At 74.1% G+C, this 18093-nt stretch carries 18 protein-coding genes; 6 read left to right on the forward strand and 12 right to left on the reverse strand.

Annotated elements, in window-relative coordinates; all coding sequences use genetic code 11:
• The first annotated feature begins 113 nt into the window (after positions 1–113).
• Complete coding sequence (locus AB0F62_RS33715) at positions 114–2678, forward strand: ATP-binding protein (protein ID WP_361808247.1); 2565 nt, start codon at positions 114–116, stop codon at positions 2676–2678.
• Positions 2675–3358 (forward strand): response regulator transcription factor, encoded by a 684-nt coding sequence (locus tag AB0F62_RS33720; protein ID WP_361808250.1) that lies wholly within the window; start codon positions 2675–2677, stop codon positions 3356–3358. Before AB0F62_RS33715 ends, AB0F62_RS33720 begins: the two co-directional genes overlap by 4 nt.
• 235 nt (positions 3359–3593) lie before the next feature.
• Here AB0F62_RS33720 and AB0F62_RS33725 read toward each other — a convergent pair whose 3' ends face one another.
• The 9 genes from AB0F62_RS33725 to AB0F62_RS33765 form a co-directional block, all read right to left on the reverse strand.
• Entirely contained in the window at positions 3594–4376 is a 783-nt protein-coding gene (locus AB0F62_RS33725) for a GNAT family N-acetyltransferase (protein WP_361808253.1), read from the reverse strand.
• 189 nt (positions 4377–4565) lie between these two features.
• The gene (locus tag AB0F62_RS33730; protein WP_361808256.1) at positions 4566–5384 is read right to left on the reverse strand and encodes an SDR family NAD(P)-dependent oxidoreductase; all 819 of its coding nucleotides are present in this window, start codon (positions 5382–5384) and stop codon (positions 4566–4568) included.
• Between the two features lie 407 nt (positions 5385–5791).
• Positions 5792–7063 (reverse strand): MFS transporter, encoded by a 1272-nt coding sequence (locus AB0F62_RS33735; protein WP_361808259.1) that lies wholly within the window; start codon positions 7061–7063, stop codon positions 5792–5794.
• On the reverse strand, positions 7060–8181 hold the full coding sequence (locus AB0F62_RS33740) for a PLP-dependent cysteine synthase family protein (protein WP_361808361.1): 1122 nt from the start codon (positions 8179–8181) through the stop codon (positions 7060–7062). Before AB0F62_RS33740 ends, AB0F62_RS33735 begins: the two co-directional genes overlap by 4 nt.
• 135 nt (positions 8182–8316) lie before the next feature.
• Entirely contained in the window at positions 8317–8757 is a 441-nt protein-coding gene (locus AB0F62_RS33745; RefSeq protein WP_361808262.1) for a hypothetical protein, read from the reverse strand.
• A 155-nt stretch (positions 8758–8912) separates the two neighbouring features.
• Positions 8913–9929: a cation diffusion facilitator family transporter gene (locus AB0F62_RS33750; RefSeq protein WP_361808265.1), complete on the reverse strand. Its 1017-nt coding sequence runs from the start codon at positions 9927–9929 to the stop codon at positions 8913–8915.
• Positions 9930–10159: 230 nt separating this feature from the next.
• Positions 10160–10792, reverse strand: coding sequence for a DUF305 domain-containing protein (locus AB0F62_RS33755; RefSeq protein ID WP_361808268.1), 633 nt, complete (start codon positions 10790–10792; stop codon positions 10160–10162).
• Entirely contained in the window at positions 10789–11433 is a 645-nt protein-coding gene (locus tag AB0F62_RS33760) for a DUF3105 domain-containing protein (protein WP_361808271.1), read from the reverse strand. The genes AB0F62_RS33755 and AB0F62_RS33760 overlap by 4 nt, the downstream gene beginning before the upstream one ends.
• A 97-nt stretch (positions 11434–11530) precedes the next feature.
• Positions 11531–11932 (reverse strand): hypothetical protein, encoded by a 402-nt coding sequence (locus tag AB0F62_RS33765; RefSeq protein WP_361808274.1) that lies wholly within the window; start codon positions 11930–11932, stop codon positions 11531–11533.
• Between the two features lie 143 nt (positions 11933–12075).
• Between AB0F62_RS33765 and AB0F62_RS33770 the strand changes: the two genes are divergently transcribed.
• Entirely contained in the window at positions 12076–12600 is a 525-nt protein-coding gene (locus tag AB0F62_RS33770) for a GNAT family N-acetyltransferase (protein ID WP_361808277.1), read from the forward strand.
• Positions 12601–12680: 80 nt separating this feature from the next.
• Here the strand turns inward: AB0F62_RS33770 and AB0F62_RS33775 are convergent, their stop codons facing one another.
• Positions 12681–12923, reverse strand: a complete 243-nt coding sequence (locus tag AB0F62_RS33775) for a hypothetical protein (protein ID WP_361808280.1) — start codon at positions 12921–12923, stop codon at positions 12681–12683.
• Between the two features lie 98 nt (positions 12924–13021).
• Positions 13022–13687, reverse strand: a complete 666-nt coding sequence (locus AB0F62_RS33780; protein WP_361808283.1) for a DUF1707 domain-containing protein — start codon at positions 13685–13687, stop codon at positions 13022–13024.
• 242 nt (positions 13688–13929) lie between these two features.
• On the opposite strand from AB0F62_RS33780, the gene AB0F62_RS33785 reads away from it, so the two are divergent.
• A complete protein-coding gene (locus AB0F62_RS33785; RefSeq protein ID WP_361808286.1) occupies positions 13930–15501 on the forward strand; it encodes a Na+/H+ antiporter in 1572 nt (523 codons plus the stop codon).
• On the opposite strand, the gene AB0F62_RS33790 is transcribed toward AB0F62_RS33785, so the two are convergent.
• Entirely contained in the window at positions 15491–16039 is a 549-nt protein-coding gene (locus AB0F62_RS33790; protein WP_361808289.1) for a universal stress protein, read from the reverse strand. The genes AB0F62_RS33785 and AB0F62_RS33790 overlap by 11 nt on opposite strands.
• Positions 16040–16275: 236 nt before the next feature.
• Between AB0F62_RS33790 and AB0F62_RS33795 the strand changes: the two genes are divergently transcribed.
• Complete coding sequence (locus tag AB0F62_RS33795; protein ID WP_361808292.1) at positions 16276–16683, forward strand: SAV_915 family protein; 408 nt, start codon at positions 16276–16278, stop codon at positions 16681–16683.
• 13 nt (positions 16684–16696) lie between these two features.
• On the forward strand, positions 16697–18034 hold the full coding sequence (lysA, locus tag AB0F62_RS33800; RefSeq protein ID WP_361808295.1) for a diaminopimelate decarboxylase: 1338 nt from the start codon (positions 16697–16699) through the stop codon (positions 18032–18034).
• Positions 18035–18093: the final 59 nt, after the last annotated feature.

Raw genomic sequence — 18093 nt, forward strand, 5'->3', positions numbered from 1 at the left:
GGCGAGGAGACCACCCCCGCCGCGACCGAGACCCCCTCGGCCACCGCCCCGGCCTCGGAGTCGGCCTCCGGCGCCGCCGGGCGGCGTGACACCCGCACAAGGAAGGACTCCCGGTGACGCAGCCAGTCGTCCCGGCCCCGGCCGGCACCCCCCACGGACGGCCCGGCAGACTCAAGGTCTTCCTCGGGGCGGCCCCCGGAGTCGGCAAGACCTACCGCATGCTCGACGAGGCCCGACGCAGAGCCGCCCGCGGTACCGACGTCGTCGTGGGGTACGTCGAGTGCCACAAAAGGCCGCGCACCGAGGAGATGCTCGACGGCCTGGAGGCCGTCCCGCGCGCCGAACGCGACTACCGCGGCACCGCCTTCACCGAGATGGACCTCGACGCCGTCCTCGCCCGCGCGCCGCAGGTGGCACTCGTCGACGAGATGGCCCACACCAACATCCCCGGCGGGCGCCACGCCAAGCGCTGGCAGGACATCGAGGTGCTGCTCAAGGCCGGCATCGACGTCATCACCGCCGTCAACATCCAGCACCTGGAGTCGCTCAACGACGTCGTCGAGAAGATAACGGGCGTACCGCAGCGGGAGACCGTCCCCGACGAGGTGGTCCGGCGCGCCGACCAGATCGAGCTGGTCGACATGCCCGCCGAGGCGCTGCGCCGCCGCATGGCCCACGGCAACGTCTACGCGCCGGAGAAGGTCGACGCGGCCCTGTCCAACTACTTCCGCGTCGGCAACCTCACCGCGCTGCGCGAACTGGCGTTGCTCTGGGTCGCCGGGCGGGTGGACGAGGCACTGCAGAAGTACCGCTCCGAGCACGGCATCGGGCGCGTCTGGGAGACCCGCGAGCGCGTCGTGGTCGCCGTGACCGGCGGCCCCGAGGGCGAGACCCTCATCCGCCGGGCCGCCCGGATCGCCGCCCGGTCCGCCGGTGGCGACCTGCTCGCCGTCCACATCGTGCGCAGCGACGGGCTGGCCGACACCTCACCCGCCGCCCTGGCCAAGCAGCGGGCGCTCGTGGAGAGCCTCGGCGGCAGCTTCCACTCCGTCGTCGGCGACCATGTCCCCGTCGCCCTGCTGGACTTCGCACGGGCCGAGAGCGCCACCCAGCTGGTGATGGGCACCAGCCGGCGCGGCCGGCTCGCGCAGTTCCTGACCGGGCGGGGCGTCGGCGAGACCATCGTGGAACGCTCCGGCGACATCGACGTCCACATGGTCACCCACGAGCGCGCGGGACGCGGGCGGCTCCTGCCCGCCACCGGCAGCTCGCTGCCCAGGGCGCGCAAGGTGGCGGGCCCCGTCGCCGGATTCGTCCTGCCCGTGCTGCTCACGACGTTCCTCGCCAACACCCGGGGCCATCTGAACCTCACCAGCGAGGCACTGCTCTTCCTGCTGACCGTCGTCGGCGTCGCCTGCATCGGCGGCGTCGCCTCCGCGATCCTGGCGTCCGTCACCGCGTCCCTGCTGCTGAACTACTACTTCATCCCGCCCATCGGCCGGTTCACCATCGGCGAGACCAACAACGTCCTGGCGCTCGCCGTCTTCGCGCTCGTCGCCGCCACGGTGGCGACGATCGTGGACCGCTCGCTGCGGCTGTCCAGACGCGCCGCCAACGCCACCGCCGAGGCCGAGACGCTGTCCTCCCTCGCCGGGAGCATCCTCCGCGGCGACCAGGCCGTCGAGGTCCTGCTGCACCGCACGCGGGAGGCCTTCGGCATGGAGTCGGCCGAGCTCCACCACCGTTCCGACGCGGCCGCGGCGACGGCGGACGACCCCGCCGACGGCGTGGTGGCCGTACCCGTCGGCCCGGACGACGTCCTCGTGCTGCGCGGGCGTCGCCTGGCGGCCTCGGAACGGCGGGTCCTCATCGCCTTCGCCGGGCACGTGGCCTCCGCGCTGGAACACGCCAGGCTGGCCGAGGCCGCGGCGGAGGTGGAGCCCGTCAAGGCGGCCGACCGCATGCGGACGGCACTGCTCGCGGCCGTCAGCCACGACCTGCGCACCCCGCTGGCCGGCGCCTGGGCGGCCGTCAGCTCGCTGCGCAGCCGGGAGGTGGAATTCTCCGCGGAGGACCAGGAGGAACTGCTGGCCACCGCGGAGGAGTCTCTCGACCGGCTGAACCGTCTGGTGGACAACCTGCTCGACATGAGCAGGCTGCAGGCCGGTGCGCTCAGCCTGGTCCTCGAACCGGCGTCCGTGGCCGAAGTGGCCTCGCTCGCCCTGGACAGCCTGGGGGAGAGCCCCGTCCGCGTGACCACCCGAGGTCTCGACGACATCCCGAATGCCCTGGCCGACCCGCCGCTCCTGGAGCGCGTCATCGCCAACCTGGTGACCAACGCCCAGCGTCACGCCCCCGAGGGAACCGACGTCCTGCTCAGCGCCAGCGCTCTCGGCCCGCGCATCGAGCTGCGTGTCGCGGACCGCGGCCCCGGCCTGCGTCCGGCCGACCGGGAAAGGGTCTTCGAACCCTTCCAGCGGCTCGGCGACACCGACAACACCACCGGCCTCGGTCTCGGACTCGCCCTCTCCCGCGGCCTGACCGAGGCGATGGGCGGCACCCTCACCCCCGAGGACACCCCCGGCGGAGGTCTCACCATGGTCCTGTCCCTGCCCACCGCCGGTGGTCCGGCCGAAGCCCCCGCCGCCCCCATCGGAGAGGAGCAGGCGCTGACATGAGGCGGGTCCTGGTCGTCGACGACGAACCGCAGATCCTCAAGGCGCTGGACATCAGCCTGTCCGCGCGTCACTACGCCGTCGCCACCGCCCCCGACGGCGCCACGGCGCTGCTCCTGGTCTCCCGCCAACCGCCCGACGCGCTCATTCTCGACCTCGGCCTGCCCGACATGGCCGGCACCGACATCATCCACGGCGTGCGCGCCTGGAGTCCGCTGCCCATCATCGTGCTCTCCGGGCGCACCGGCCTGGCCGACAAGGTGGAGGCCCTGGACGCGGGGGCCGACGACTTCGTCACCAAGCCGTTCTCCATGGACGAGCTGGCGGCCCGGCTGCGCGCCGTATTGCGCCGCCCGCCCGTCCTGGAAGAGCCGGAGAGGATCGCCATCGCGGACTACGTGGTCGATCTGGGCGCGTTCACCGTCGAGCGCCGCTCCGGCAAGGGGGCGGTCCCGCGGCTGACGCCCACCGAATGGCGGTTGCTCGCCCCGCTGCTGCGCAACCCCGGGCGCCTGATCACCGGGCGCGGGCTGCTGCGCGACGTGTGGGGTCCGGGCAACGAGAAGCGCACCAACTACCTGCGCGTCTACCTGGCCACCCTCCGGCACAAGCTGGAGCCGGACCCGGCCAACCCGCGGCACCTGATCACCGTGCCCGGCATGGGCTACCGCTTCGAGCCCTGAACGAACGCACGCGCCCCGCCCGGTCACCTCTCCGGGCGGGGCACACGGGCCGGTCCAGGCGGCGCGAAGCGGGGGCGGATGCCATCGGCTCCGCCGGCCACGGGGGCGATCGCCTCACCCCGGGTCGCCCGGACACCGCGGACCGTGGCGGCCGCCGTGCCGGCCGGGCCAGGGGATGCCGCGGCACGGGCGCGGGGCAGGCCGCCGGCCCGCGCGGAGCGCGCCCGGTCGGCGCTCACCGCGCCCTGAGGGCGGGCGTCATCCCGCCCGGGTGACCCCACCCGGCGGGGCGGCCGACGCCGTAGTGGACGTACTCGCCGAACAGCCGGAAACCCGCCGTCCAGGCCAGCCGCCGGCTGGGCCGGTTCCCGCGCGAGCACGTCCAGCCGGGAGTGCGGCCGCGGGCCGCGACGTCGCCGCACAGGCCCGACAGGCAGGCGAGCGCGAGGCCCTCGCGGCGATGGCCGCGGAGCGTGACGACCGCGAGGTCCTCGTAAGCGCCGCCGAGGAAGTAAGTGCACGCCAGGGAGACGACGCGGCCGGCGCGGAACGCGCCCCACGCGTGACCCGACGCGGCGAGGCCGTACGCGTCCCCCCAACTACGGGTGATCCACACGGCGTCGTCGCCCATGGCGGCCACGGCCGCGCCGTCACCGGGCGTCAGCCGGCGCACCACCACGTCCCCCGGCGGCCGCCTCCGCGGCACCGGTCGCGACTGCACCCAGATCATCCGCTCCCAGGGCACGATCCGGTCGAACGCCGCGCCCAGGACCGGCAGGAAACGGGTACGGGCCAGGACGTAGCCGTTGCCGAAGGGGGCAAGGGCGTCCGGGTCGACGTACCGGGGATCGCCCTCCAGCAGCACATGGTCGGCGCACGCCACGGCGACCGCCCGGGGCTCCACGGCCCGGTCGGCCCACCACTGCCCGTGCCCGGTGGCCCTGACGTGCTCCGCCAGCGCGGCGGGCCCCGGCACGCCGGAGGGGAACCAGCCGTCCAGGGAGGGGATTTCGATCACCGGTGACCACACTTTCCGCGTACGCCGTGGTACGCCGGGAGAACGGACGGCGGTGCGGACCCGGGCTCGTCCCGGTGGTCCGCACCGCCGTGGGGGATTCAGCGCTGGCCGGCCTTCTTGCCGTGGTTGGCGGCCTTCTTGCGCCTGGCCTTCTTCTTGCGGGAGCGCTTCGACATGGGGTCCCTCCCTTCAGGCGGTGACGAGCAGGTCGGCGACCTTGCACAGACGGCGTACGGTGCGGTCCTCGGCGGCCACCGGCGCGACCGGGGAGAGCGCGGTGCGGTCGTAGTAGCCGCCGGGGACCAGCTCGGTTCCGGGCTCGCACAGCCGTACGACGCGCGCGGCGCCGTCGGCGGCGGGCTCGCCCTCGTGCCCGTAGAGCGCGAGCAGCGGGGTCTCGCAGACCCCCGGGTGCACACTGACGGCCGTGGCGCCGGCCGGAGCGGCGGCCCGCGCGAAGACGGTGAGGGCGAGCTGCGACTGCGCGTACGCGGCGTGCCGCGAGTAGCGGCGCGCCCGGTTGAGGTCGCTCCAGGAGATCGAGGCGGTGCGGTGCATCGCCGACGACACGTTGATCACCCTGGCACCGGGGCGGGCCGACAGCGGCCCCGCGAGCTCGCGGGTGAGCAGGTAGGCCGCCAGGAAGTTGACCTGGAGCGAGAGTTCGTGGCCGTCCCCGGTGATCGTGTGCCTCTCGGGAGCGGCGACCGCGGCGTTGTTGACGAGGATGTCCAGCGCGGGGTGCAGGCCGCGCACTTCGGCCGCCAGCTCGCGGACCTCGGAGAGCCGGCTGAAGTCGGCCACCGCGAGCCGCAGGCGCGCGCGGTCCACGCCCGCCGCGACCAGGCGCTCCACCGCGTGGTGCGCCGACTCCGTGTCCGGGCCGTGGACGATGACGGTGCAGCCCCGCTCGGCGAGCAGCCGGGCGGTCTCCCACCCGATGCCGGAGGTGGCCCCGGTGACGAGGGCGGTGCGCGGGGGAAGCGCGGGGACGGTGGACTCGGACATGGTTCACTCCGGAAATCGGTACGCCGAAGCGCGCCTGCCACAAAGGTGGGGGCGCGCGCGTACGGGAGGACAAGCGGCCGCCCAGAGCGGGGGCCGCGAGACGCCGGTGTCTCAGAACACCGGCGGGTGGACAGCGCGCGGAACCGGCGACACCCGATGAGGTGGCCGGTCGTCATGGCGCGGACCGCTGTTCACACCCCTCATCCAAAACGGCCGCGGATCCGCGGGCAAGGACCCGCCGTGATTCCTGACGGCACTCTGACGCGCGGTCCCGGGCCGCCGCCCGGCAGGTCGACGGGGGTGTCAAGGCGTGCCGCAGCGTCAGGCGGGGCCCGGGCAGGCGGGGTCCTGGACGAGCTCGGGGGAGGGGCGGCCCCGGCAGGCTGCCGGGGTCGCCCCCCGGGGGTTCAGGCGAGGGCGGGTTCGCGTTGGACGGCGGGGAGTCCCCCGGCCCGGGACAGCAGGTGGACGCAGCCGGCGCACAGCAGGCCGGTCGCCGTCAGGGTCAGCCAGGGCAGCCAGGACACGCGGTGGTGGTCGGCGACGTCCCAGATGACGCCGGTGGCGAGGTTGCCCAGGGTGATGCCCAGTCCGGAGACGGTGTTGTACCAGCCGTAGTGCGTGGCCACGAGGCGTTCCCGGGAGAGGGTGACGATGGTGTCCATCTCGAACGGGTAGACCACCGCGGTGCCCACGGCCAGGAGCACCACGGCGACCACGAGCAGGGCCACCGCGACGACGGCCTCGAACGTCCCGCCGGAGGCGTCGGGGCTCAGGGCCAGGGGCGTGAAGGCCAGGCCCATCAGGAGGATTCCGCCGACGATGGCCTGGGGGCCGGTCCGCCGGGCGCGGACCCAGCCGGTGATGCGGAGCTGGCCGAGCACCGCGACCACGGCCGAGACGATGAACAGGCCGCTGGTCACGGCCTGCCCTCCGGTGCCGAGCAGTTTGTGGGCTTGCAGGGGCAGCGCCAGGTAGACCTGGAAGGACAGCACATACGAGCCGATCATGGCCAGGGAGAACAGCATGAACGGCCGGTTGCCCAGCACCTCCCGCCAGGAGCCCAGGATTCCCGTCGCCTTGCCGGATCCGGTGCCGCGTTCGGGCCGCCGGTCGGGCAGGGCCCGGCACTGCAGCACGGTGAGCACGGCGAAGACGGCCGCCGCCGTCATGCACACGGCGCGGAAGTCCAGCGCGAGGAGGGCCAGGCCCACCAGTGGCCCGATGAGGACTCCCGCCTGGTAGAAGACGTTGAACAGGGCGAAGCCCTCCACCCTCCGCTCGCCGGTCTCGACGGCCAGGTACGCGCGGACCGCCGGGTTGAACAGGGCGCCGGCGAACCCTGTGGCGGCCGAGGCCGCGATGAGCGCCGGCAGGGAGTCGACCAGGCCGAGCAGCGCGAATCCGAAGGTGCGCAGCGTGCAGCCGATGACGATGGGCGTCTTGTAGCCGAAGCGGTCGGCGATGGTGCCGCCGAGCACGAACATGCCCTGCTGGGAGAAGTTCCGTACCCCCAGGACGAGGCCGACGGCCCAGGCGGCCAGTCCCAGGCCGCCGGCGAGGTGGTCGGCGAGGTACGGCATGAGCATGTAGAAGCCCAGGTTGATGGCGAACTGATTGGCCATCAGCAGCCGGGCCGGGGTGTCGAAGGAGCGGACCTGCCGCCACAGCCCCCTCATCGGGCTGCCTCGAAGGACCGGCCGCCGTGCTCGCCGTCGGGCGTCCGGGCCAGTGGGTCCCGCACGGTGGTGCAGCGGGTCCACCGCTCGACGACGGCCTCACCGGGGTGGGCGATCACCTCGGGGTCGGCGGACGGTTCGTGGTGCAGCAGTCCGTGATCCCGGCAGTAGGCGTCGTCGAAGACGGTGCCGACGTAGCGCTGCGGGCCGTCGGGAAAGATCGTCACGATGCGGGTCTCGGCGGGCAGCGTCCGGGCCAGCCAGCGGGAGACCAGAGCGACCGAGCCGACACTCCAGCCGCCGCTGGCGTAGTGGTCGCGGGCCAGGCGCCGGCAGGCCCACACCGCCTCTCGGGCGGCGACCCAGTGCACCTCGTCGAAGGCCGGGTAGTCCACGTTGCGGGGGTGGATGCTGCTGCCCAGGCCGCGCATGAGCCGCGTCGCGGGCGGCTGGCCGAAGATCGTGGAGCCGGTGGTGTCGACGCCGACCAGCCGCAAGTGGGGGAAGAACCGCCGCAGCGGGCCGCTGACGCCGGCCGAGTGCCCTCCGGTGCCGACGCTGGCGACCAGGACGTCGATGCGGCCGAGCTGGGCGACGAGTTCGTGGGCGAGCGCGGCGTAGGCGGCCACGTTGTCGGGATTGTGGTACTGGTCGGGGCACCAGGCCGTGGGGTCCGCGGCGAGGAGTTCCCGCACCCTGTCGCGGCGGGCCTGCTGCCAGCCGCCGACCGGGTGCGCTTCGGCCACGATGTCGACGGTCGCGCCGTGGGCGGTCAGCAGGGCGGCCATGGGCGGTTCCATGCCGGGGTCGGTGACCACGGTGACGGGGTGCCCGTGTACGGCTCCGGCGAGGGCGAGCCCGAGGCCGAGCGTGCCACTGCTGGACTCCACGACGCGGGCGCCGGGCAGGAGTTCACCGCGGGCGCGGGCGGCCTCGATCATGTAGAGGGCGGAGCGGTCCTTGATGCCGCCGGGGTTGAAGCCCTCCAGCTTGGCCCAGAAGCCGCGGCCGTCGGGGACGAAGGGCGATCCCACCCAGAGGACGGGCGTGTTGCCGACCAGACCGGCCGGAGTGCGGCGTGGCGGTGCGGTGCCGGCCGGGAGTTCGGCCGGGGACATGGGCGTGCCGGGGTAGGGAAGTGTGCTCATGCGGGTTCTCCTGCGGCCGTGGTCATGGGCGGCCGTTGCTCGTACGGGTCCGGGGCGCGTTCAGCCGTGCCCGTCGCGTGGGGCGCCGGGCGGGCTGGGGCCCCGTCAGGTCCGGGAGACGCAGAGCAGGCTCAGGGTGGCGGCGCGGGAACCGGCGGGGTCGCAGCGATGCCCGGACGGACCGGGCCAGGCTCTCGGCGCGTGGAGCGTGGGTCCCGGGACGGAGAGCGGCGCCGGGCCGCCGGGAGAAGCGGAGGTGTCGGCCAGGCGAGGGCGGGGATCGGGGAGCCGGTCGAGTGCGACACCGCACAGTGCGTGGTGGCCGTCCGGCGATCCGCCGTCGCGGGCGATGTCCTGGTCCGCCGCGAGGCCGGTGCCGCCTGGTTGGCACAGAGCCGACGGGACGGGCGCCGCGGCGAGGGTGTCACCGCCCGCGCGGTCCGGGCCGTGCGCGCAGGCCACCAGGTGGATGCCCGTGAACACGAGCATGCCCAGGAGCAGGAGCACTCCGCGCAGGGAGATCCGCTGACCCGCCCACACCGTCATGGCACGCATCGTAGTCGATCAATGGCGTTGCGTGATCGCCCGACGTGGGCCCGGGCCGGTCGGCCGACACCGCCGCGGTACGGCTCCCGCCCGGCATCGGCCAAAGGTCCTGCGGCCCAACGGCCCAACGGCCCAACGGCCCAACGGCCCGGCGGTCAGTGTCCGTGCGGTCCGGCGTGGTGGACGGGACCGTGGGACTCGCCGCAATGGCCCGCGGCCGTGTCGCCCCGGTCCCCTGGACCGCCGCCGACGACGAGGAGTTCGGCGGGCACGTGGTCGACCTGCAGCGTGGTGTGCGTGAGTCCGTAGTCCGAGGCGAGCAGGTGCTCCAGGTCGCGGCGGACCGCGTGGCAGTCCCCGCCCGGTTCGACCAGCACATGTGCCGAGAGCGCCGGCTGGCCGGAGGTGATGGCCCAGATGTGCAGGTCGTGGACCTCGGTGACGGCGTCGTGCGCGGCCAGCCGGTCGCCCACCTCGTCCGGGTCGAGGCCCGCCGGGGCCGCCTCCAGGAAGATCCGCCCGGAGTCGCGGACCAGCCCGCAGCCCGCCTTGAGCATCAGCCCGACCACGACCAGCGTGGCGATGGCGTCCGCGCGCGCGAAGCCGGTGAGCAGGACCACCAGTCCCGCGACGGCGGTGCCGATGAAGGCGTACAGGTCGTTGAGGACGTGCTGGAAGGCGCCCTCGACATTGAGGGATGTGCGGTTGGCCCGGGACAGGCACCAAGCCGCACCGATGTTGACGACCACTCCGGCGAGCGCGGTGACCAGGACCGGGCCGCCCTCCACCTCGGGCGGCGAGACAAGCCGCCGCACCGCCTCGTAGGCCAGCCACGCCGCGAGCAGCAGCAGGGTGATGCCGTTCGCCTGCGCCGAGAGGATCTCGGCCCGCTTGAGCCCGTAGGTGAACCCGCCCCGCGCGGGCCGTGCCGCGAGCCGCATGGCCACGAGCGCCAGCACGATCGAGGCGGCGTCGGTGAGCATGTGCGCGGCGTCGGAGAGCAGCGCGAGGGACCCCACCAGCAGCCCGACGACGACCTCTACGGCCATGAAGCCGGCGATCAGCCCCAACGCGATCCCGAGCCACCGCCGATCGGCGTCCTCGGCCACCCCGTGCGCATGACCATGGTGTTGCCCGTGTCCCTGCGCGTGTCCGTGCCCGTGCCCGTTCATGGTGCGGCGACCTCCCCGTTCCAGGTGCGACACCGGCAGGGAAACACATGGGCGGGCCGATCGGCAAAGACTGCACCGGTGACCGTTGTCAGCTTCGATAAGACGCCGTTGACCTGCGTCGACGCGAGGCGGACCAAGGGCCTTACGCCCCTGGTGGATTCCGGCGCCCGCACCGCGGGCGGTCGCCCGCGGGAGTGCCGGGAGGCGGGCGGCCTCCCGGCACCGCGGCGTCAGGTGCTCGCGCCGCGTGCCGCGAGCATGTCGGCCATGAGGCCGATCTCCGCCTCCTGGCCCCGGACCATGCCCGCCGCGAGGCGTTTCACCTGCTCGGTCCGTGCGAGGTCGGCGGCCGCGGCCGCCATCTCCACGCCGCCCTGGTGATGGGCGGTCATCAACCGGAGGTAGAGGACCTCGGCGGCCTTGCCGTCGGCCGCGTTCAGGCGCCGCAGTTCCGCGTTCGTCGCCATGCCCGGCATCAGCGCCCCGTCGTGCGGCGTGTAGGCCATGCCGTGGCCCATCCACGTCATGGGCGGCTCGGACGACGACTTGGGCAGCCCCCAGACCTCCAGCCAGCCGAGCAGCATGCCGCGCTGGTTGGCCTGGGTGTTGATCACGTCGTAGGCGAGCCTGCGGACGTCCTCGTCGTCCGTGCGGTCCCGCACGATGAGGGACATCTCCACCGCCTGCTGGTGATGGATCGCCATGTCGCGTGCGAAGCCGGCGTCCGGCGAGTCCTTGCCCGGGGTGCCGGCGCTGCCGGGCCCGGCCGTCAGCAGGGCGAAGGCGAGGGCGGAGAGGACGACCAGCACCATGGCGCCGCCGAGCGCGAGCAGCGGCCTGCCCGTGCCCCGGACGGCGGTCACGATGCCTTGCCCCCCGTGCAGGGCGCGCCGGGCTCCGGGGTCTGGTCGCCCTGCACATAGGTGTCGAAGAACGTGGCCACGCGGGGATCGTCGGCCTTGGTGACGCCCAGTTGGTGGCCCCACGCCGTGAGCGTGATCGGTGACGCCTGGTCCGTGTAGGGGCTCATCAGGGAGTACGGGGTCTTCGCGACGCGGTCGCGCAGCGCCTTGACGTCGGCGTCCGCCGCCTTGGAGGTGTACGTGACCCACACGGCGCCGTGCTCCAGGGAGTGCACGGCGTTCTCGTCCGTGAGGGGCTTGTCGTAGACGTCGCCGTTGCAGTTCTGCCACACGGGGTTGTGGTCGCCGCCGGCGGGCGGGCTCATGGGGTAGTCGACGTCCTTGGTGACGTGGTTCTGGGTGAGGCCCGACCAGGACTTCTCGCCGCTGATGGAAGCGGCGGCCTTGCCCTTGTCGTCCCCGCCGCCTCCGGCGGAGTTGACGAGGTAGAAGCCGCCACCGACCAGTCCGGCGAGGATCGCGGTGCAGGCGGTGATGGTGATGATGCGGTTGCGGCGTTCGCGGGCCTGCTCCTGGCGGCGTATCTCCTCGACGCGCGCCCGGCGGTCGTTCGCCTTGGCCTTGGAATTGGCGGAACCCATGGCATGTCCTGATTCCCCGCCGGCTCGGCGGCGGTGCTGGTGAAGGGTGGGGAGACGGCACGGCGCGCACCGGCGTTCGCGGCGCGCGGGCATCCTTCTACGTGCGCTGGATCTGGAGCATGTGCAGGTCGAGGGCGCGTACGGTGCCGGGGGGCGGCGCGGTCAGTCCCGCGGCGGCCGCGGCGGCGGGCCACACCGACGGCAGTTCCGCACCCGCGAGGTGGGGCGGGGGAGCGGAGCCCAGGGTCACCGGCGTGTGCTCTACGGGGGAGCACCCGTTGCCCTGCGGGCCGGGACCGTGGGCGTCCGTGCAGACTTCGTCGGCGGCGGACGCGACCAGGGTGGAGACGACGGCCCGGACCGGTCCGTGCCCCATGTCCGGCGATCCGGTGTGGCCGCAGACCCCGAGGGCGGCGAGCAGCCCGCACAGGACGAGGACAACGCCGCTCAGGCGGGCGGGTATCCCTCCGCCTCGGCCGGCTCGTCCGTCACTGCGCATCGCGGCAGATCGTACCCGCCGGCGGGACGGGCATCCGCGGTGGGTGCCCGGGCCGGGCGACCGCGGTCCTGGCGCGGCTGCGCGCGGGCGGTCGGCGGGAAAAGGGGATGCCCGTGCCGCGAGGCCCTGTCAGGCTGCGCCGTGTGGACGTACGACTGGAGCCCTGGTCGGAGGGGTCGCTCGCCCTCCTCCGGCGGATCAACACCCCCGAGATGCGCCGGCACGTCGGGGGGCCGGAGCCGGAGGAGGCGTTGCTCGCCCGTCACGACCGCTATCTGGCCATGCCGGCGGCCGGAGGGGGCCGGATGTTCGCCGTACTGCTCGGCGACGAGCCGGTCGGCAGCATCGCCTACCACCCGCGTGACTGGAGGGGCGAGCGGATCTACGAGACCGGGTGGAACGTCCTGCCGCCGTACCAGGGCAGGGGCGTCGCGGCCGCGGCCGGTGCCGCGCTGATCGGCATCGTGCGCGACGTCGCGCGGGAACCGGGCAGCCCGCGCACCCTGCACGCGTTTCCGTCCGTCGGCAACGCCCCGTCGAACGCCCTGTGCCGGCGCCTCGGCTTCGATCTGCTCGGCGCCTGCGACTTCGAGTACCCGAGGGGCAGCGGCACGCTGATGCGCAGCAACGACTGGTGCCTCGGCCTGGGGACGCCGAGCGGCGCCTGACGGGCCGCCGCGGGGGCCGCGAACCGCCGGGCGAGGACCGGCACGCCCTGGCTCATGAGTGCCGCGTGCCGGGTACGGCGTCAGCGACGGTGCCGCGGGCGCCGCCTGGGGGGCCGCCGGTCGGTCACCAGGAAGACGACGAGCAGAGCGACGACGAGGCAGATCACCACGGCCTCGGCCGAGGAGAGCAGTTCCGCGAGCCCGTCGTCCCGGAGCCTGTCGTCCCCGGGCTCCGAGGGCGGGACGTAGACCTCCCGCGAGGGACCGGCGGACGGCGCGCCGAGCGGCACGGGGGAACGCGGTGGCGGCATGAGGAGGCTCATCGCCGGTCAGTATCGCGGGCGCGGCCCCGGCACGGGACGAGTCGGCCCGGTAGGGGGCGCACGGCAGGGGGCGCGCCCGCCCCGTCCCGTGCGCCGGGTCAGCCCGCGGGCGCCGGGAGCGCGGCGGGGCGGCGGAGCAGCCACTGCCGGAACGTCCGCCGCGGCGGACGCGCCCTCACCTGGCCGAACTCCAGCTCTCCCACCAGTTCCACGCGGAGCGTCACCGGTGCCCCCGGGCCGGCGGCGGGCCGGATGTCGACCTTGCCGAAACTCACCGCCAGCTCGTCGGCGTCCACCACGACGCCCGGCCGGGTCACCAGCACCAGGGAGCCGCCGCGCACGTCCACATCGATGCGCAGGGTGTCCTGCGTGATCACGGCACGGGTGAAGTCGAGCACCACCTCGCCCCACTCCGACCGGACCTCCATGCGCCGCGGGACGATCCACCGGTCGACGCGGCGGAACGAGCCCCCGCGATGGTCGACCCGGACCACGTCCTTGACGTCCGCGGCGGCCATGCCCGGCGTCCCCGAGCCCGCCGGCAGGTCGGCGGTGAGGGGCGCCAGTTCGTCGAGCGTGCGGGCCGACAGGGCGGCCTCCACGCGCTCGTCCAGCTCGTCGGCGGACAGCCGCCCGTCCCCCGCGGCCACGGACAGGATGTCCACCACCCGGTCCCGGTCCGCGTGCGAGGCCCGCAACGCGGGCGCCACGAGCGGCGCGCCCGTGGCGGACCGCCCACCCGCGGGCGGGATCTCCTCCGGCATGTCCTCACCCCGTTCCGGTCGGCGGCTGCGGCGAGACGCGATATACGCGTCGCGAACTAACGTTATATCGCGTCATGGTCGTGCGCCAGGCCCGCATCCCCGGCAAGCCGGACCGTTTCCCGACGGGGCCTGCCGGAGTGCCGTCAGAATCGTGTAAATTCTCAAGCGGAGTGCCGGGAAGTCTGGTCGGCGGCAAGTGTTGACCGTCAGCCGTACGCGGCTCCTCCCGTGGGGACTCTCACATGACCGTCCTGACCGCCGTCCTCCTCCTCGTGGCACTGGCCACCGTGGTGGCCACGGGCGCCAGGCACTGGCGGGTCCCCGCCCCCTCCCTGCTCGTCGTCGCCGGGCTCGCCGTCGGACTCCTGCCGTGGGTGCCCGCGGTGCATGTGGCGCCCGAGGTGATCAGTGTCGTGGTCCTGCCGCCGCTGCTGTACGCCTCGGCCGAGGAGATCTCCTGGCGCGAGCTGCGGCCGGTGTGGCGCCCCGTGACCGTCCTCGCCTTCGGCCTCGTCGTGGCGTCGGCCGCCGCCGTGGCGGCCGTCGCGGCCCGGCTGACACCCCTGGGCGCGCCCATGGCCCTGGTCCTGGGAGCCGTCCTGGCCAGTACGGACCCCGTCGCGGTGACGGCGCTCGGGCGCCGGCTGGCGCTTCCGCCCCGGGTGCGCGTCCTGGTGCAGTCGGAGAGCCTCTTCAACGACGCGACGAGCCTGGTGCTGTTCAAGGTCGCCGTCGGGACCGCGGTCGCCTCCGGGGCGTTCGCCCTGCCCGCCGCCGCGGGCCGCTTCGTCGAACTCGGTGGCGGGGGCGCGCTCATCGGCGCCGCGGTCGCCGGGGTCGTCGCGTTCATCCGCAGGAAGACCGAGGACCCGGTCCTGGAGACGGTCGTCTCTCTCGTCACCCCGTACGCCGCCTATGTGCTCGCCGAGGACCTCCACACCTCGGGAGTCACCGCCGTGGTCGTGGCGGGAGTGGTGATGGGCAGCACCGGTCACCGGCTGACCAACGCGCCGATCAGGCTGCAGGTGCACGCCGTCTACGCGACGGTCGTCTTCCTCCTGGAAAGCGTCGTGTTCGCCCTGATCGGGTTGCAACTTCCCACACTCGTACGCGAACTCGACCCGGCCGAGCGCGGGTGGCCGCTGGCGGCCGGTGTCGTGGCGGTCGCGGCGACGGTCGTCGTCGTACGGCTGCTGTGGGTCTTCCCGCTGTCCGCGGTGATGCAGTTCCGACGCAAGGACGGGCCCGTCTCCTGGCGGGTGCCTCTCGTGGCGTCGTGGGCGGGGACCCGCGGGGTCATGCCGTTGGCCGCGGCACTCTCCATCCCGCTGGCCACCCAGGGGGGCGAACCGCTTCCGCACCGCTCCCTGGTGCTGAGCCTCACCACGGGTGTGGTGGTACTGACCCTGGTGGTGCAGGGCTTCTCCCTGGCCCCGGTGGTCCGGCGCTCCGGCATCGCCCTCGAACCGGAGCACACCGCGCGCGAGGAGGCGCGGGCCCGGGACGCGCTCTCCCGCGCCGGCCTGCGCTACCTGGAGCAACTCGACGATCTCGAAGTCGTGCCCGAGTCCGTGATCGTGCAGATGCGCCGTCACCTCAAGGCCGATCTCGCCCCCGAAGACGGCGACGCGGGGCCGGAGCGGCCCGCGGACCCGTCCGGGCTCGTCGCCGCCCACCGGGAACTGCGACGCGCCCTGATAGGCGTGCAGAGCCGCGAACTGCGCAGGCTCTACGAGGCCAACGAGGTCGGCGACGCCACGCGGCGCACCATCCAGCGGGCCCTGGACCTGGAGGAGGCCGGGCTCATCGGGTGACGGAACCGTACCGCCGCCACCTGGTGCCGAACCGACGGCCGCCACCTCCGGCGCCCCGCTCGTCCGGCGCACCGGGCGCGGACGGCACGGCCAGCACGGGGCAGCGGGCGTGGGCGAAGCAGTAGGCGGCGGCGGACGGCGCGAAGAGCCGCCGCCAGGGGCCGTGGGTACCGGCGCCGACCACCAGCAGCGCCGCTTCGCCGGCCACCTCCACCAGCGCCGGTCCCGGCCGGCCCAGCGCGAGGACCGGCCGCAGTGGCGGGGACAGCGGCAGATCACCGTCGAAGGCGGCGTCCAGGGCCGTGAGCAGCCGGCGCCGCGCCAGACGGCGCCACCGGTCCGGCTCGGGCGGGAGCGACGGCCGGCGGCTCCGCGGCGCACCGGCATCCGCGCCGTCCCAGGCCGTGTCCCAGACCGTGACGACCGTCAGCACCGTCGCCCGGCGCAGGGCCTCCGCGGCGGCCCTGCGCAGCGCCACCAGGCTCTCCGGCGAGCCGCTGACACCCACCACGACGCACTCTTCGCGGACCTCGTTCATGGCTCCATGAAACGCCCGGCAGGGCGCGGACCAGGGGTCCTTGTCGCGATCCTGACGCGGTTCGCACCACCCTCGCGATCCGCGCCGTTAACGTTCGCCCGCTCGCCGTCAACGTCGCATCAGGGATCGCGGTCACCCCCCGGACGCCGGGCATAGCGTCCCTGGTGCGTCCCGGACCGCCGGCCCCGGCCGGGGCGCCCCATCCTCAGCACCAGGTGCCGCACCAGGAGGAAGCCATGACAGAGCTCATGTACGGGGACGACCCGGAACCTTCGGATCCGTCCCCGGCCGGACGCCGGGAGACGTTGTACGTCCCCGTCCGGTCGGGACCCGCGGGATGCGTCGCGCGCATGTTCCGCACGCCCCTGGGCGGCCGTACGGCCGTCGGCTTCACCACCCCCGAGCGGCTCGCCGAGACGCTCGGCGCCGACCAGCGGTGGATCACCCTGTCGGAACACGCGCTGCGGGCGCTGGCCCGCCCGCTCGGTGTCACCGCGCTGACGGTGGACCCGCAATTCGCGGCACCCGCCGTGTCGGACGTGCCGGAGGAGACCGGCCGCCGGATCGACCCCCAGACTCTCGGGGTTCTCAGGGTCACCGGCGCGGTCGCGCTGGTCGACGCCCTGGCCCTGTGGATCGGCTGAAAGGAGCGCTGTCATGACTCTCGTCACCGAGCACTTGGAGACCGCGTACCCCGACGCCGACCTGTCGGTGTGGCCCGCCTCCGCCTCCGCCGCCCCCCATGGTGATGTCACCGTGGGCGGGGTCGCCCTGACCGAGATCGCCGAACGCTTCGGCACCCCCGCCTACGTCCTGGACGAGGGCGAGGTCCGCGACCGCTGCCGCGCCTACCGCGCGGCCTTCCCCGACGGCGACGTGCTCTACGCCGCCAAGGCGTTCCTGTGCCGCGCCATGGCGCACTGGGTGGACGAGGAGGGCCTCGGCCTCGACGTCTGCTCGGCCGGGGAGCTCGAACTCGCGGTCGTCACCGGCTTCCCGCCGGAGCGCATCCTGCTCCATGGCAACGCCAAGAGCCCCGACGACCTGGCCACCGCGCTGCGCCTGGGCGTCGGCCGGATCGTGATCGACAGCACCGGCGAGATCGCCCGGCTGGCGGCCCATGTGCCGCCCGGCGACCGCCAGAAGGTACTGCTGCGCGTCGTGCCGGGCATCGCCGCCGGGCACCACAACGCGGTGCGCACCGGGACCGACGACCAGAAGTTCGGGCTGTCGCTCGCCGACGGCTCGGCGCAGCACGCCATCGCGCGGGTGCTGGACCAGCCGCGGCTGGAACTCGTCGGCCTCCACTGCCACCTGGGCTCGCAGATCAGCAGCGTCAAGCCGTACCTCTCGGCCGTCCGCCGGCTGGTGGGTCTGCTGGCCGCCGTTCGCAGGCAGCACGGTGTCACGTTGCCGGAGCTGGACCTCGGCGGGGGCCACGGAGTGGCGTACCGCCCGGGCGAGGCGGCGATGGACCTGACCACGCTCGCCGCCCGGATACGTTCCGAACTCGCCGAGGGCTGCGCGGCCGCGGGTCTGCCGGTGCCGCGGCTCACGGTCGAACCGGGCCGCGCGATCGTGGGCCCGGCGGGTGTCGCGCTGTACCACGTGCTGTCGGTCAAGCGCACCGGCGGCCAGACCTTCGTCGCGGTCGACGGCGGCATGAGCGACAACCCGCGCCCCGCGCTGTACGGGGTCCGCTACACGCCGCGGCTGATCGGCCGTCACTCCACCGAGGAACCGGTCCTGGTGACCGTGGTCGGCCGGCACTGCGAGGCCGGCGACATCCTCGCCTCGGCGGTGCCGCTGCCCGCCGACATCCGCCCCGGGGACCTCCTGGCCGTGCCCGTCGCGGGCGCCTACCACCTGTCGATGGCGTCCACGTACAACCTCGTCGGCCGTCCTCCCGTCGTCGCCGTGCACGAGGGCCGCGCCCGGCTGCTGGTCCGCCGTGAGTCGCTCGCCGACTTCCGCAACCGCGACATCGGGCTCTGAGCCCGGGGCCCCTGAGGCCCGATGACCTCGGCGCCGTCCCCGGCGCCGCTGAACGCCCT

It is taken from the genome of Streptomyces sp. NPDC026673, assembly GCF_040638135.1.
Classification (GTDB): Bacteria; Actinomycetota; Actinomycetes; order Streptomycetales; family Streptomycetaceae; genus Actinacidiphila.